Below are 14,343 nucleotides of genomic sequence, written 5' to 3'. Positions count from 1 at the left end.
CTTCCGTCGCCCCAAAAGGGATTATAACCCACTTTGCCGGCGATTGGCGCATAGGACGGCGCTCGTAGTCAGCTATTTTTCGGCCCTTGGCGGATTTCACGCAAAGCGTCGTAACTTCCGCTTCTGATGCTGTTGTCTAATCGCTGCCGGGGCGTCAAGCATATAATCGCTGAGGACACTGCCGGGTGCATGGTTGTCTTCGCGGTCGGCATCAGCCGCCGCATGATGGAGCTTCGCGGGACGAGCCTTCAATGTGGACGACGCACTTTGCTGAGTCAGCAATGCAACAGCATCAGCGGAATGGCTCGGCTCACGTCCCGGCAGGGACGCCTTAGGCGTTCGGGTTCCGAACGCGATCGGGACTTATGCGGCGGCTCCGGCATTCGGGTTAAACAGCTCGCCGGTCTTAAGCATCGTATGCATTATTACCGCCAGTTTGCGGGCCACAGCCACGGCAGCTCTTTTGAAGCCGATCCTCTCCCGGAGCTGCAGACCCCACGTGCGCAGCGTGCTGTGAGTTGAGCTGCGCGTCAGAATGACCGCCGCCGCTTCGTAGAGAAGCCCTCGCAAATTGTGGTCGCCACGTCGGGATATATGGCGTCATAATCAACTTCTCCGGATTGGTAGCGGCGCGTTGTTAGCCCGATCCACGCACCGACAGATCGGGACTTCCTGAAGTTGTCAGGCTCCTCAATAGCGGTGGTAAAGGAGGTTGCGGTGATGGCACCGATGCCAGGAATCGACATGAGGATGCGGCAAGCCTGACTCTGGCGCGCGTCCCGCACCAATTGGCGTCCGAGTTCGGCGGCGCGGAGGCGAATGCCACGCCAGGCTTCCAGCATCGGCAGCACGATGGATGCAAGTCCGTCCTGATCGGCTAGAAGGCTCCGCACATTCTTCTCGAAGGTGCTTCCCTTTCCGGCGGGAACGAGCAGACCGAAGGTTTTCATGACACCGCGGATCTGGTTGGAAAGCTCGGTAGTGATTCGGACCAGGCGCGTCCGCGCTGCGACAAGCGTGCGGGTCAGCATGCTGTCGAATCCCTTCACACGCACCTCACGAAAGAAGCCGACTTCCGCGAGTTGCGCCAGACCATCGGCGTCGTTCGCGTCCGTCTTATTCGTTGCCATATCGAGCGCCGCTTTAGCATGGCGCGCATCGATGCAGATCGCCGGCAACCCTTCGGTGCGCAGAGAATGATAGAACCATACCGACAGCGGTCCGGTCTCGAATACCACGCGTTTCACGGATGGCGCCCGTTTGCGGATGAGCTCGGCGACGATGCTGGGATCAGATGCGCACTTGCCGCGCCAGATCCGTTCACCTGCTCGGCGGATCGAGACTGCCGTCTCTTTCATCGACACGTCGAGACCAATATACTCTTCCATGGCTGTTCTCCATTCGATGCTTGGGCCCGGCGTCCAGTCGTGAGCCCGTATTTCCATCCTATCGGGGAACAGCCACCAGCTTCCATTGTCGGTTGGGACTGACTCAGGGGCGACTCGCTCCCGCGATTACCCCATGTGGACGGCTCCTCCACGGGCACGAGAGTGCCAAGGAGTGGGCGCCGTTTGAGGCTCCCACTATTCGCAGGAGCAACCTATGCAGTCAATTTCGACAATCGGTCTGGATATCGCGAAGTCGGTCTTTCAAGTGCATGGCGTTGATGCAGCTGGCCAGGTGGTCATACGCCGTCAGTTGCTGGCGTGTGGCCAAAACGACGCGAATGACTCATTTGGGACATTGGTCGTTTCAGTCGTGACACCGAATCGACGGTTGCAGTGACCTCGTTGTCGTAAAGGACAGTGTGATTGTCACACCCATTGGTGAGAGGGACGAGGTGTCGAGCGCACGCATCTATGCTGGCTCTCGCTGAGGGGCAGATACCGACCAACGTATGACCAGGCGGCCGGGCCATCAGTGGTTGCAGCTAATAGTCCTGCAGAGCGGCGTAACGCCCGCCGGCCTTTCTCTATTGAGGATGCGATGACGTTCAGCATTCATGCGAGGAAGGAGGACGGGAAACCGTCGTTGCGAGCGACGTCAGTCCAATGCTGGCGGTTGCGAAAGCTCGCACCATAGTTAGGGCCGGATGGCAGGTGCAGATCACCGACGAGTACGGCAAGATATTTCAGCCTAACAGGTTCGAGGAGCTACTCAGATTTGACCGAAAGCCTCCGATCAGGTTTTGAGCTTCCGCGCTGCCTCGGCGTCGCGAGCCAATCGCTCCGCCTTTAACCGCTCGTGGTTTGCATGGAACGCCCTTTGAGTGCGTTCATACTCGGCCATTGCTACCTTGACGTCCGCCTCCTTGAAGGCCTTTCGTGCCTCACGCTCGGCCGCGGTGGGCACCTTCCGTTCGTATGTGTAATCTCTCATTTCCTTCTCCTTTTGCGTTTGCTTACTCTTTGTCGGTGGGTCGAAAGTCGCATCGGAGTTTCCCGGGAGCTCGAGGCCTAGGATTGCAGACAGCACATTCAAACGTATGCAAGCCGACGCCTGGGCGTGCTGGCTCGATACGGGTAAGCATCATCTTGGCCCTGCACTTCGGACAGGCGGGGCGCTCAAATGCAACTGGCGGAATGGCGGACGACATGCGTTGAGATAAGGCAAACGACGCTTCCCCTCGAATAGGCGGGAGCGCAACACTCTCTGTCACCGGTGAATGCCCGTGGTGCGGCGGTGATGGAGCTATATGGATCCCGATCGAACCAAATAGCCAGTTAATTCGTGTTCGGTTGCCGAATTAGTGGTTACAGAGCGATTCAAGGGCCAAAACGGGGTCAGCGCGCCATCCGCGGTGCAATCAGGGCGCTAAATATTTCAGATTGGGACGGAACGATTCACCTGGGCTGGTCTTGGTCCTCAGCAATCGGCGATCCTATCTCCGAAAGCCAAGCCACCGACCGGTCGACATTTTGCCCAATGCCCGGCGGGAGGTCTGAAACGGTCTCAGATGTGCGCGCACTGAGGCCGTTTTGCTTGTTCAATGACCATCTGGACATTGGGCAGCACTCAAGAAAGTGCACGATCTCACTTGATCGGCGGAATGGTTCGCCCAGGCGGCGATGTCCTGGGCCTACGCGCTTATGTTCAACTGCCGCAGCACGTCAGCGATGAGTTGCTCTTGATGGCCACCGTTGTTGAAGGTGATGCGCGTGCCTTGCCCGTCGGGCAGTGGTGTGGCGGTCACGATCCTATCCGTGTTGATGACGATGGGCTGATCGTCCGGTTGCGTGAACTGCACGAATGCCATGAAAGATCGATCCTGCCTGTTGGGCGCGCGTGCCGCGCCCCGAAACCTGCGACGCGCGGGCGTCAAGGTCAAGCCTGTGTACCGAAAACGGGGTCTTCAAATTTAGCAGGAAGATCGCCAGTCGTTTGTATGCGTCCGCCTAAGGCCACCTTGTCAGGTGAGGCTCAGTGTTGAGAACTGTCCTTATGGAAAGTGATAAGCGCAGTGCCCAGGTCGAGCGGCTTGAAGTGGTGGAGACGAGCCGGCGCCGACGCTGGTCCGAGGATGAGAAGCTCAAGATCGTCCTCCCCTTGCTGTGAACGACCTGTAGCGTTTGACCCCTACCGCACATTCGGCGTGACGCTTTCGCGCAACCACAGTCCGCGCCGGGTAGCCTCTCATTCAATTAGGAACTGAAACGACCGGCGGCCGTTAGGCAGCATCACCGCCCGATCATCTGCTGTTATCGGGGACTTCTTGCGCAACTTGAGTTGATCGCGGGCCGGCAGCCGGTCTCAGTTATGAAGGAGCTCACGAAGGAAACAATGGATTTTGCCGCCGCGCGGCACCTCGCGGATGGCTTCAACTTCCGCGCCTACACTCCGCATAAGACCGTCCACGCGCTGCTGCGCTGGGATCGGGAATTCAAAGACGCCGATTACACGGAGCTCGTTGCGCGCTGTGACGCTTTGGCAAAGTAGCTCGCGCGACTAGGCAAGGGCGACGAAAGTGGATTGCAGCCATAAGCACAAGCCAGCCACCCTTTTTTGGATGGGAGCGCAGTACACGCGACGGTCGCGCTTTGTGAAAGTATTGCACCAAATGCGATCGGTCGGACACTCAGCTCGTTAGTCATCTCTACCGAGCCGATTGGCTGTTTGGTCGAGGCGATGGCGCAGATCCCCCGAAGAGGACTACCACTGAATTACGATTGCAGCAACGATCAACAGCCCGAAAAAGATCGGCAGCAAGACCGGAGGTACGAGCCACGCACGAACACTGAATCTATCGATATTCGACATTGGGACCGCCTTCTCAAAACGGCGGGAGCGCAACACTCTCAGTCACCGATAACAGCCAGGGGACGCGCGGTGATATGGGGAATATGGTGACGCTCCGCGGAATCACGAGGCTGATCGTAACTTAATTGTCGTGGGCAGGTTGTAATCCGATTCCAAAGTAGCCATTTACGGCTTATCGCAGCCGGGTCGCTTTCAACATCTTTTCCCGTTGCGCAAACTTGATCGGACCCAACAATGATCGAGTTTCCAAATTATAGTCGTTCATATGACCGAACGCGGCATGCCGTGCGTTTTTGGGGATACGATAGCGCGTTAGAGGCATCGTTTTTCATAGAGGAAGACGCGCTGAGGCGACTTCAACCGGACGCTCACCCCAATGAAACGGGTTTCCTGAACGCATTCGATTCCAATCGTGATGTGATATGTGCCGCCGCTGCCAGGGTGTACGTCCGCGGCAGCAGGGGTTCTTACGATCTGGCCGCCGCTAATTTTTGAAACGAAAACTCACGTCTTAATGGACGCGGAAGACTCCGTTTACGGCACGTGGTTCATTACGACGGCCAATCCAGAAATAATCCCAAAAGCCAAGGAGAATCGCATGAAATTCCGTCCGCTTCACGACCGCGTCGTGGTCAAGCGCATCGACGCAGAAGAGAAGACCGCTGGCGGCATCATCATTCCGGACACTTCCAAGGAGAAGCCCTCCCAGGGCGAAGTCATCGCCGTCGGCCTCGGCGGCCGCGATGAAGCCGGCAAGCTGATCCCGATCGATGTGCAGGTCGGCGACCGCGTGCTGTTCGGTAAGTGGTCGGGAAACGAGGTCACGATCGGCGGCCAGGAGCTGTTGATCATGAAGGAGAGCGACATCATGGGCGTCCTCACTGATCTGCCCGCCGCCAAAAAGAAGGCCGCGTAAGCGCCAGCCAGCTTTCCTTGCCCCGGGGATTCGGCCTAGCCGGGTTCTCGAAGGATGAGGCCCGCAATTTAAATCGCATCCCTCAAGGAGCTCGCAAGTTGCGCGGTCTTTGGGATCTGACCAGTTGAAAACGGAGATCACTATGTCAGCCAAAGAAGTCAAATTCGGCGTCGATGCCCGCGACCGCATGTTGCGCGGCGTCGACATTCTCAACAACGCGGTAAAGGTGACGCTCGGTCCGAAGGGCCGCAACGTCGTCCTCGACAAGTCGTTCGGCGCTCCCCGCATCACCAAGGACGGCGTCACCGTCGCCAAGGAGATCGAGCTCGACGACAAGTTCGAGAACATGGGCGCCCAGATGGTGCGCGAAGTTGCCTCCAAGTCCGCTGATGCGGCCGGCGACGGCACCACCACCGCGACCGTGCTCGCGGCTGCGATCGTGAAGGAAGGCGCCAAGGCCGTTGCCGCCGGCATGAACCCGATGGACCTGAAGCGCGGTATCGACCTCGCCGTCGACGCCGTCGTTGCGGACCTCGTGAAGAACACCAAGAAGGTCACCTCGAACGAGGAGATCGCCCAGGTCGGCACCATCTCGGCCAACGGCGACGCCGAGATCGGCAAGTTCCTCTCCGACGCCATGAAGAAGGTCGGCAACGAGGGTGTCATCACGGTTGAAGAAGCCAAATCGCTCGAGACCGAGCTTGAGATCGTCGAGGGCATGCAGTTCGACCGTGGCTACATCTCGCCCTACTTCGTCACCAACGCCGACAAGATGCGCGTTGAAATGGACGACGCCTATATCCTGATCTACGAGAAAAAGCTCTCCAGCCTGAACGAACTGCTTCCGCTCCTGGAAGCAATCGTACAGAGCGGTAAGCCGCTCGTTATCATCGCAGAAGACGTCGAAGGCGAAGCGCTCGCCACCCTCGTCGTCAACCGCCTCCGCGGCGGCCTGAAGGTCGCGGCCGTCAAGGCGCCGGGCTTCGGCGATCGCCGCAAGGCCATGCTGCAGGACATCGCGATCCTGACCGGCGGCCAGGCGATCTCGGAAGACCTCGGCATCAAGCTCGAGAACGTCAATCTCTCGATGCTCGGCCGCGCCAAGAAGGTGATGATCGACAAGGAGAACACCACGATCGTCAACGGCGCCGGCAAGAAGGCCGACATCGAGGCGCGCGTGGCGCAGATCAAGGCGCAGATCGAGGAGACCACCTCGGACTACGATCGTGAGAAGCTCCAGGAGCGTCTCGCCAAGCTCGCGGGCGGCGTCGCGGTGATCCGCGTTGGCGGCGCGACCGAGGTCGAGGTGAGGGAGCGCAAGGATCGCGTTGATGACGCGATGCATGCGACCCGCGCGGCTGTCGAGGAAGGCATCGTCCCGGGCGGAGGCGTCGCCTTGCTGCGTGCCTCCGAGCATCTCAAGGGGCTGCGCACCAAGAACGACGACCAGAAGACCGGCGTCGATATCGTGCGCAAGGCGCTATCTGCGCCGGCTCGCCAGATCGCGATCAACGCCGGTGAAGACGGCTCGGTCATCGTCGGCAAGATCCTCGAGAAGGAGCAGTACGCCTACGGCTTCGACTCGCAGACCGGCGAGTACGGCAACCTGGTCGCCAAGGGCATCATCGACCCGACCAAGGTGGTTCGCGTGGCGATCCAGAACGCGGCCTCGGTCGCGGCTCTCTTGATCACCACGGAAGCCATGGTCGCCGAGGTGCCGAAGAGGAACGCAGGCGGCGGCGTGCCTGCGGGTAGCGGCGGCATGGGTGGTATGGATTTCTAAGTCAACCCGCTCATGGCCGAACGGCGGACAATGAAAGGATGGACCGATTTCCAAGAGGCAGAACGACTATCTGCTCAAAAGAAAGGGCACGTAAGTTGAGGCCCGCCTGCGTATCGCGCAGTCCGGCGAACTCTTCCAAGGAAACTTCTTGTCGCTTGCTGAGGCGCCGAGGCGAGGCTGCTGTTTTATCGGCATCGATAGCGAACGTCCTCCCTAAGCGAAAAGCCCGGCCACGAGGGCCGGGCTGATCGGTAATATATTCCAAGTCAGGCAATGCACGGAATAAATCGGGAAGAGGCGTCGCCGTCTGTGCAAAAAGGAACACCTGAACCGATTATTGGCACCGCCCGCGCATCAGGCCATCCCGAGAGTGTCGGTACGCGATTGAGTGAGCAATTTGGTACAGACACCGATCGCTCGAGGTGTCTACCCTTCTTAACCAATGAAGCTCAACATACCTCTAAGTCAAGGTGAAAATCATGGAAATCTCCCGGGAGACAAAGGCTGCCGTGAAGCCGGCACTGTGGGGAGCTGTGGCCGGAGCAATTGCTCTGGCAATCGTGGGGTTCAACTGGGGCGGCTGGGTGACGGGTGGGACCGCCGAGACGCTCGCGAAGAATAGTGCTGCGACGGCTGTCGTCGCAGCTCTCACGCCCATCTGCGTTGAGAAGTTTCGACAAGCCGCTGATGCGTCGGCGAACTTGGTCGAAATGAAGAAGGCGACCTATGCATGGGACCAGAGCAAGTTCGTCGAAAAAGGTGGTTGGGCCACGATGCCGGGAAGCACTGAGCCAAACTCAGCCGTCGCAAAAGCTTGTGCCGAATCGCTTGGTAGCATGAAAGCTGTGGAGCTGCGCGGATAGTTAGGCAAGTCGCGCGGCGGAAATCTGCCCACCCTCTCGACATGTCTGCATCTCGCGCAGTCGAGGGGGGCTCCTGCAAAGCAGACCAGACAGTCGTCGCTAGATGGTCAAGCATCGAAATTCGTCGTATCGACTTTTGAACGAAGAACTCCGAGGAGGCCGAAATCCGTGAAGCCCACGGAACGCTTCCTCCTGTCATTTCAGTTCCTAGTTTGCCGCACGCCACATCCAACAGGTGAATATCCTTTCAAATTGCGGTAGTATGATAGCGTGTTAACGGTCCAGCGAACGAGAATCCTGCCTTGGTGAAAGCGGCGAAGGGCTTGTTTGACCCCAGAACCTTCCTTGCCAAGGTCGGGGCCGGAAAATCGATTTCTAAATTTGGCAAAGGTCAGAACGTGTTTGCGCAAGGAGATGTCGCGGACGCGGTATTCTACATTCAGGAGGGAAAGCTCAAGCTTACGGTCGTTTCGGACCAAGGTAAGGAAGCCGTTGTCGGGATTCTAGAACCGGGACAATTCTTTGGCGAGGGCTGCCTCAATGGTCATCCATTGCGTATTGCCACTACTACGGCAATGGAGGCCTGCGTCATCACGAGAATATCGAAGACGGCGATGATTGCCGCGCTCGAAGGCAAGCCGAAGTTCTCTCAATTGTTCATGGCGTATTTGCTCGCGCGCAACAGCCGGATTGAAGAAGACCTGATCGACCAACTCTTCAATTCGAGCGAGAAACGCTTGGCGCGTCTGTTGCTTCTGCTGGCAAATTTCGGCAAGGAAGCCAGCTCGCAGCCCATTGGCGTCAATATCAGCCAGGAAACGCTGGCCGAAATGATCGGTGCGACCCGATCACGGGTAAGCTTCTTCATGAATAAGTTCCGCAAGCTTGGTTTCATCAGCTACAATGGAAAGATCGAGGTTCATAGCTCGCTCCTGAACGCGGTTCTGCGCGACAAACCCGAGATAGACCGGAAGGACTAATCGCCGCGCGGGCAAACCGGGCAATGGACCAAACGCGTGACATTAGCCCGGTTGAATTGCGCGCATTAGGGCGAACTGGACCCGCCGCCAGTTTGTCCTTGCTGGTCCCAGCGAATGACAGACCAGGCTCTTTCGTCCAGATAGTAGAGGATCATTTTCGTAATGGCCTCAGCGCCGGCGATCGAGCCTGCAACCTTGACGCTACCGGTGAAGATGAAACTCAGCACGAAGGTGTCGATACTACCGGTGATCCTCCAGCTGACGGCGTTGACTATGGAGCGAAAATGGGAATCTCGCGTCCGAATGAACGGCTTCCCTGCTACGCTCGATCATGTCGGCTACTCCCGCAAAACGCAGACTGGAGCTGACGCTCCCTCGGGGGCGGCGGAAATCGAAACCGTAGTCGTACTGACGGGCTTGGCGATCACGACGGAGTCCTATTCGGCGACGTTTTTCGCCGTATGCTCGTGGTGCAGATCTCAAGTCAGCCTATGAAATGCCGGCGGCAAAACCTCTCGCACGAGCTCACTTAGATCTAAAGCCTCGCCGCTTTCCGTAATGTCCGAGAACAGAACCTCGATAAAAGGATGTTGCCGGTTGAACGCGGCTCCCCGCTGGTATTTTGCGCTCACGATCCGTTGGATCGCCGCAAGGTTCAGCTCGCCAAGCGCATTGTATTGATCGCGGAGCAGACTTTGCCGTCCACCATGGTGCTCGGCAGATTCGGCCCAGACGTCCATCACTTTGCGGCCTACGAACGCCTCGACGCGTTCACTTCCATCCCGGGCAAAAAGCCGTAGCCCATCCATGCTATGAGGGCCGTCATCGACGCTAAATTGTGTAAGTGACATTATGCGTCCTCCTGCTTTTCCGCGTTTACTCACATCGGCAGTTTGCCATGGACTGAGCCTCCCTCGTTTTCCCACCGCGACAGAGCGGCAGCGCTCGCATCGCTAGGTGTATCCTTTGTTAAAGGCAGCTTGTTGCGTCCGACTTCATTCTTGTACCTCTGCTCCGTCAATAAGATGAAGCCAGTCCTCCAGGTCTTGAACTTACGGCTTTCCTCAGCCCTGGTCGAACCCTCGACGAGTTCGCCGGGCGCGGTTGCTCTTGCGTGATGCTGCTGAGATTTGAACATATGCAGAGCCCTTTCGTTGGAAGTCTCCGCGCACTCCGGCCAGTCTGATGGTTGACTCGGATAGACTTGGATATGGGGATCCAATGGCTGAATAACGAGCCCCAGGAATAAATAGTCGTCCGTGAAGAGCGACTAAGCGATGGCTGCGTGGAAAACTCTATTCCATCTTCGTCCGGGTAGAGCTCGTGATCGTCTCTGATATCGAAGAAATATCTGATCATCATGAGCGCCCCGTTTTAGAGAATGTCGGCGCCAGCGCGAGAGGACCTGAAGGCATGTCCAGGCCTTCCAGTTACAGTGGCGGCTGCAGGCCCGGGGAACTCAGCCACTTATTCATCTCCAGAGCAACATCGATCTGCCGAGCCTTCTGAAGAAGTTCGGCGCGCCGGACGCAAACAGGCATTCCTTGGGCCTGCTGGCGCAAGTTGACCGCCTCTTGAGTGAGACGGTATTCGAATGTTGAAGATTGAGACTCGCTAAGAACCTGCATGGCTTGCTCCCTTGAATGGGCGGGAGCGCGACAGGCGTTCTCATCACCGATGGTTGCCTCGGGTCGGGCGGTGACGACCTTCAAATAAGTACTCGAAGGCAGACCAGCCAGACTTGATTGAAGAAAAGTTTTTTGGATAGCATCCCGGCTGATGTTGAGCTTCAACGTATGGGAGCGATCCGTGCGAGATCGCGGTCTGTTCCCACAGGCCGCCTCAATGTTTGGTGCTCTCGTTTCGGTAGACTATCGATACGCAGAAAAGCCGTTCAGTCATCGAGCGCACCTCTACGGCCAAATCGGGACGATCGCCTTTGAATACAGACTCTCTGGCGATCCCGGTCAGCGTTTGCATCGCTTCAACCTCGGCAGCTTTTTGATTGGGCAGACGCAGTCCTTCCTCGTCGGCAAAGAACTCGCGGCCACTTTGAATGTCAAAGAAATAGCGTTCCACGAAAGCCCTCCAGTTCCATGCAGGCGGGAGCGCTCTCGGTCTCTCAGTCACCGACGCCTACGGGACAAGCCTCGCCGATGATCGGAGGACAATACGCCAGCTATCACTTGGTTGCCAGGGATTGCTCTGGCGACCGCACTGATCCATGCAAGCCGCTCGATTGAATATGCCGGCCTCGGCAAGCGTCGCAGGGAAGAACTCCAGCCATCGGCATCGATCGCATCACCTGACTTGGTTAAGATGGACGAGAAGCCGTCGGAGTAGATCCCGCGCCGTTTTCTCGGCCTTCTTGCGCCGGAAAAATTCCAAGAACGTGCGCGATCATTCCTCCCTTCTGGACGCACCTGTCTCCACCGGGGACACACAATTACCTTGTGGCCCGAGCGATTTAACGTCCGCTTGGTCGCGATCAATCCCATTCCCCATTGCGCGAGAATCAAAATGAACAGGCACAAGCCGACGGATGTCCGCAACTGGCCGCGAGGCCAATCGCGGATCTCGGTCTAGACCCATCGCGGCCAGCGCGCGCTGGACCTGATTGGCCGCATAGTCGACCACCAGCAGAATCAGCGTGGCGGTCATGAGGGTCGCAAGACCTATCTCTGTTGATTGGCCCCAGATTTCGAGCATTCGCGGCAGATGCCAATGGCGGACTTCGCCTCGAGTCATCTTCATGCCAGTCTCACAGGCCGCCTGAGGTCGGCAAGAGCACGCCGAACAGCGATCGCCTCGGCGCTGTACCAACCATGTTTGAGAGCGTTCTTATTCCCCTTTGGAGCGCCCGGTGAGGGACCCCCGTGCATCCGACAGCGGCCGTTCGGCATCGCTGGCGATTGGCACGGGCTCCCGTTGCGGGTCCTTGCCCCACAGCGCGGGCTGCATTGCATGTCCAAGAGCATGGGGTTGATCCTTGATTTCGGCTTGCGCCCCTCCCCCCGGGGCCTGGTTGACATCGCCAACGATGGCATTGTCTGCGTTGACGGTGACGTGCTTCACGAGGATCGATTGCTGTCCGGCGCCACGGTGGCGATCAAGGCGCTCTGTCAGCAGGGCGAGGCGGGCGGCTGCGACCAAGCCCGCCGATACATGTCGAGAGCAGCCTCATGCGCCACCACGATCTGTGACGTCAGCATTCTTCAAAGTCAGCAAACAGCGGGTGGCGGCAACAGCGTGTCCGTTCAGGGTCACAACTACAAATAGCTGCCATCGGCGCAATTCGTTTCGACGATGTCGAAACTTACTTGGCGGCGGGATGGAACACATCAACCGCAATCAGGACGACATTGTCATTTCCGATATTGCGGTGGTAGTGCGTCGTATCCTTGGTGGCCGTTGATGTGTCGCCGGGATGCATGATTCTTTTGCCGCCATCGGCGAGCCCGACCTCGTCAGTTCCTTGCATGAAATAGACCACGGCGGGTCGGTCCTCGTGGCTATGTAAGCCGATATAGCCACCTGGCTCGATGGTGAGCACGCGCATCCGCAGTTGTCGGCCTGCCATGCCTTCGATTTAGATCGACGACGGTGGTTTTGCTGGCGGTGAACCCCTTATTGCCTGTCGGAGCAGTGTCCTCTGAATTGGCAATCTGAGCACCCGATATAACGCTGATCGCCAGAACGGCGCTTATGGCGAGCCTCCGAACCATCTTGTTCCTCCTGACTAGCTTGTCTCTCACAACCATCTGGTTGGAGAGGGGGTCCGCTCTAACTCAGACAGCCAGCGTGCTCGTGGCCGGACCGGGTTCGGCTCAGGGCCACGAACCTACGTGACCAGCAAGGCTCTCTCCCGCAAATCGAGAAGAACATATCGCATCAACCGGATTGATGTGATGCAAGCGGATTATGCTCGGGCTGCACGCCGGCGACCCAAGCGAGCTCTTCGCCCTGGCGCGCCACCAACTCCAGCCGCATTGGTTTGAGAACGAAGATCGCCATCAGGGCGGCAACAACATTGAAGAGCGCGGCGATAATAAAGGCTCCTTTCCAGCCCCCAGTCTCCATCACCAACACGTTGGCGAGCGGCACCAGCAATGAGGCCGTTCCTTTCGCCGTGTAGAGCAAGCCCGCATTCGTTGTGGCGTACTCGGCGCCAAAGCAATCGGTGCAGGTCGCTGGAAAGAGGCTGTAAATCTCACCCCAGGCGAAGAACACAACTCCGCTCAGAAGCACAAACCCCAAGGGGTTCTGCCCATAGACGTACAGCGCCCAAATACCAATGCCCTCTAGCAGGAAGGCGATGAACATGGTATTTTCTCGCCCTAGGAGATCGGAAACCCAGCCAAAGAACGGTCGCGTCAGTCCGTTGAGGACTCGATCGATCGTGAGCGCAAATGTCAATGCAGGCAGAGTGATGCCAATGAGCGTGACCGGGACGGTGTCGAGATGGAAGTCCTTGGCGATGGGCTTGAGTTGTGCCGTTGCCATCAACCCGCCCGCCGCCATCAGCACAAACATTGCGTACATGACCCAAAACGTCGGCTCCCTGAGGACCTGCAGCGGTTTGTATTGAATACGACTTTGCTGGACGAGCCCGCTGGTCGAGGCTTCTGGAGTTTGTCCATGGCGCGGTGCGAACAGCAACAGCGACAGCACCACCACGATCAATCCCTGACCGATACCGAAGATGAAGAATGTGGTCTCGTACCCATGAGTTGAAATCATCTTTTGGATGGGAATGATCGTGAGGGCCGAACCAATGCCGAAACCCGCGGCGGTTAATCCAGCCGCGAGGCCGCGGCGGTCGGGAAACCATTTGAGTGCGTTGCCAATGCAAGTGCCGTAAACAGCGCCCGCGCCCAGACCGCCGATGATCTGAGCGACGTACAACATCGCGAGCGACTCTGCGATGGAGTTGAGAACCCAAGCCAGCCCGGTTAGACACCCGCCTGCAAACACCATGATCCGCGGCCCGAAGCGATCGACGAGATAGCCTTCGGCTGGCACCAGCCAGGTTTCAAACAGCACGAAAAGCGTGAACGCCACCTGGATCGAAGCCAGGTTCCAGCCGTGCTTTTGGCTGATGGGGATTGTGAAAAGTGTCCAGCCGTATTGGAGATTGGCGATCATCACCATGCAGATGATGCCGATAATCAGTTGGCCCCAACGGGTCGCTTCGGAGGCCTGTTCCGCAGGCCGATCGATATGTGAAATCGCAGTCATGGGGGCACTCCTTCACCCCCTGACCCTCCAAGTCTTGCTCAGGTTCTGCAGAATCGCCATTAGACGGAAGGATGAAGCGTACGTTCCCGATACCAATTCGGCAGTACGCCCCGACGCGGGCCCACCGTCAATGCTGCCCCTCGTGTACTCACAAAGCAGCCGGTTGCAATGCAGCGATAGTGGTTTGTCGTGCGGGCAGGACTGCTAGACTGTATGTCCCCCCACAAAATGAGGCGACTCACCCTCGATGCTGCGACGAGGGTTGTCCGGATGGACCGGGCAGAGCCTCAAACAAGGAGGGCGAGT

At 58.0% G+C, this 14,343-nt stretch carries 17 protein-coding genes and 1 pseudogene; 7 read left to right on the top strand and 11 right to left on the bottom strand.

The genetic code is table 11. The features are described from left to right. Positions 1-363: 363 nt before the first annotated feature. From QA640_RS09175 to QA640_RS09165, 3 genes and pseudogenes are all read right to left on the bottom strand, one after another. Positions 364-1,388, bottom strand: a pseudogene (locus QA640_RS09175) (IS110 family transposase). A 793-nt stretch (positions 1,389-2,181) separates the two neighbouring features. Next, entirely contained in the window at positions 2,182-2,379 is a 198-nt protein-coding gene (locus QA640_RS09170) for a hypothetical protein (protein ID WP_283040375.1), read from the bottom strand. A 700-nt stretch (positions 2,380-3,079) separates the two neighbouring features. Further along, entirely contained in the window at positions 3,080-3,256 is a 177-nt protein-coding gene (locus QA640_RS09165; RefSeq protein ID WP_283040374.1) for a hypothetical protein, read from the bottom strand. Between the two features lie 524 nt (positions 3,257-3,780). Between QA640_RS09165 and QA640_RS09160 the strand changes: the two genes are divergently transcribed. The 6 genes from QA640_RS09160 (at position 3,781) to QA640_RS09135 (ending at position 8,799) form a co-directional block, all read left to right on the top strand. Then, complete coding sequence (locus QA640_RS09160; RefSeq protein ID WP_283040373.1) at positions 3,781-3,936, top strand: hypothetical protein; 156 nt, start codon at positions 3,781-3,783, stop codon at positions 3,934-3,936. Positions 3,937-4,491: 555 nt separating this feature from the next. Then, positions 4,492-4,752, top strand: coding sequence for a DUF1488 domain-containing protein (locus QA640_RS09155; RefSeq protein WP_283040372.1), 261 nt, complete (start codon positions 4,492-4,494; stop codon positions 4,750-4,752). A 103-nt stretch (positions 4,753-4,855) separates the two neighbouring features. Next, positions 4,856-5,173: a co-chaperone GroES gene (locus tag QA640_RS09150; RefSeq protein WP_283040371.1), complete on the top strand. Its 318-nt coding sequence runs from the start codon at positions 4,856-4,858 to the stop codon at positions 5,171-5,173. A gap of 142 nt (positions 5,174-5,315) precedes the next feature. Further along, positions 5,316-6,956: a chaperonin GroEL gene (gene groL / locus QA640_RS09145; RefSeq protein WP_283040370.1), complete on the top strand. Its 1,641-nt coding sequence runs from the start codon at positions 5,316-5,318 to the stop codon at positions 6,954-6,956. Between the two features lie 479 nt (positions 6,957-7,435). After that, positions 7,436-7,819 (top strand): hypothetical protein, encoded by a 384-nt coding sequence (locus tag QA640_RS09140; protein WP_283040369.1) that lies wholly within the window; start codon positions 7,436-7,438, stop codon positions 7,817-7,819. Positions 7,820-8,121: 302 nt separating this feature from the next. Further along, positions 8,122-8,799 carry a Crp/Fnr family transcriptional regulator gene (locus QA640_RS09135; RefSeq protein ID WP_283040368.1) on the top strand — a complete coding sequence of 226 codons (678 nt, stop codon included), beginning with the start codon at positions 8,122-8,124 and terminating at the stop codon, positions 8,797-8,799. A 65-nt stretch (positions 8,800-8,864) separates the two neighbouring features. Here the strand turns inward: QA640_RS09135 and QA640_RS09130 are convergent, their stop codons facing one another. The 6 genes from QA640_RS09130 to QA640_RS09105 all read right to left on the bottom strand — a co-directional run bounded on the left by QA640_RS09130 (position 8,865) and on the right by QA640_RS09105 (position 11,765). Further along, on the bottom strand, positions 8,865-9,026 hold the full coding sequence (locus tag QA640_RS09130; protein WP_283040367.1) for a DUF2061 domain-containing protein: 162 nt from the start codon (positions 9,024-9,026) through the stop codon (positions 8,865-8,867). A gap of 252 nt (positions 9,027-9,278) precedes the next feature. Then, the gene (locus QA640_RS09125; RefSeq protein ID WP_283040366.1) at positions 9,279-9,650 is read right to left on the bottom strand and encodes a signal transduction histidine kinase; all 372 of its coding nucleotides are present in this window, start codon (positions 9,648-9,650) and stop codon (positions 9,279-9,281) included. 579 nt (positions 9,651-10,229) lie between these two features. Beyond that, complete coding sequence (locus QA640_RS09120; RefSeq protein ID WP_283040365.1) at positions 10,230-10,592, bottom strand: hypothetical protein; 363 nt, start codon at positions 10,590-10,592, stop codon at positions 10,230-10,232. 49 nt (positions 10,593-10,641) lie between these two features. Then, complete coding sequence (locus tag QA640_RS09115) at positions 10,642-10,878, bottom strand: hypothetical protein (protein WP_283040364.1); 237 nt, start codon at positions 10,876-10,878, stop codon at positions 10,642-10,644. Positions 10,879-11,199: 321 nt separating this feature from the next. After that, on the bottom strand, positions 11,200-11,553 hold the full coding sequence (locus QA640_RS09110; protein ID WP_283040363.1) for a hypothetical protein: 354 nt from the start codon (positions 11,551-11,553) through the stop codon (positions 11,200-11,202). Further along, positions 11,550-11,765 (bottom strand): HGGxSTG domain-containing protein, encoded by a 216-nt coding sequence (locus QA640_RS09105; protein WP_283042752.1) that lies wholly within the window; start codon positions 11,763-11,765, stop codon positions 11,550-11,552. Before QA640_RS09105 ends, QA640_RS09110 begins: the two co-directional genes overlap by 4 nt. Here QA640_RS09105 and QA640_RS09100 point away from each other — a divergent pair. After that, positions 11,764-12,078 (top strand): hypothetical protein, encoded by a 315-nt coding sequence (locus tag QA640_RS09100; RefSeq protein WP_283040362.1) that lies wholly within the window; start codon positions 11,764-11,766, stop codon positions 12,076-12,078. The two genes, QA640_RS09105 and QA640_RS09100, sit on opposite strands and share 2 nt — an antisense overlap. Before the next feature lie 37 nt (positions 12,079-12,115). Here QA640_RS09100 and QA640_RS09095 read toward each other — a convergent pair whose 3' ends face one another. Together QA640_RS09095 and oxlT are read right to left on the bottom strand one after the other, a co-directional pair. Then, a complete protein-coding gene (locus tag QA640_RS09095; protein WP_283040361.1) occupies positions 12,116-12,358 on the bottom strand; it encodes a cupin domain-containing protein in 243 nt (80 codons plus the stop codon). Positions 12,359-12,690: 332 nt separating this feature from the next. After that, entirely contained in the window at positions 12,691-14,037 is a 1,347-nt protein-coding gene (gene oxlT, locus QA640_RS09090) for an oxalate/formate MFS antiporter (protein ID WP_283040360.1), read from the bottom strand. Positions 14,038-14,343: the final 306 nt, after the last annotated feature.

Source organism: Bradyrhizobium sp. CB82 (assembly GCF_029714405.1).
GTDB lineage: Bacteria > Pseudomonadota > Alphaproteobacteria > Rhizobiales > Xanthobacteraceae > Bradyrhizobium.
Note: the sequence above shows the minus strand (reverse complement) of the source record. Positions and strands in the feature narration are given on the sequence as shown.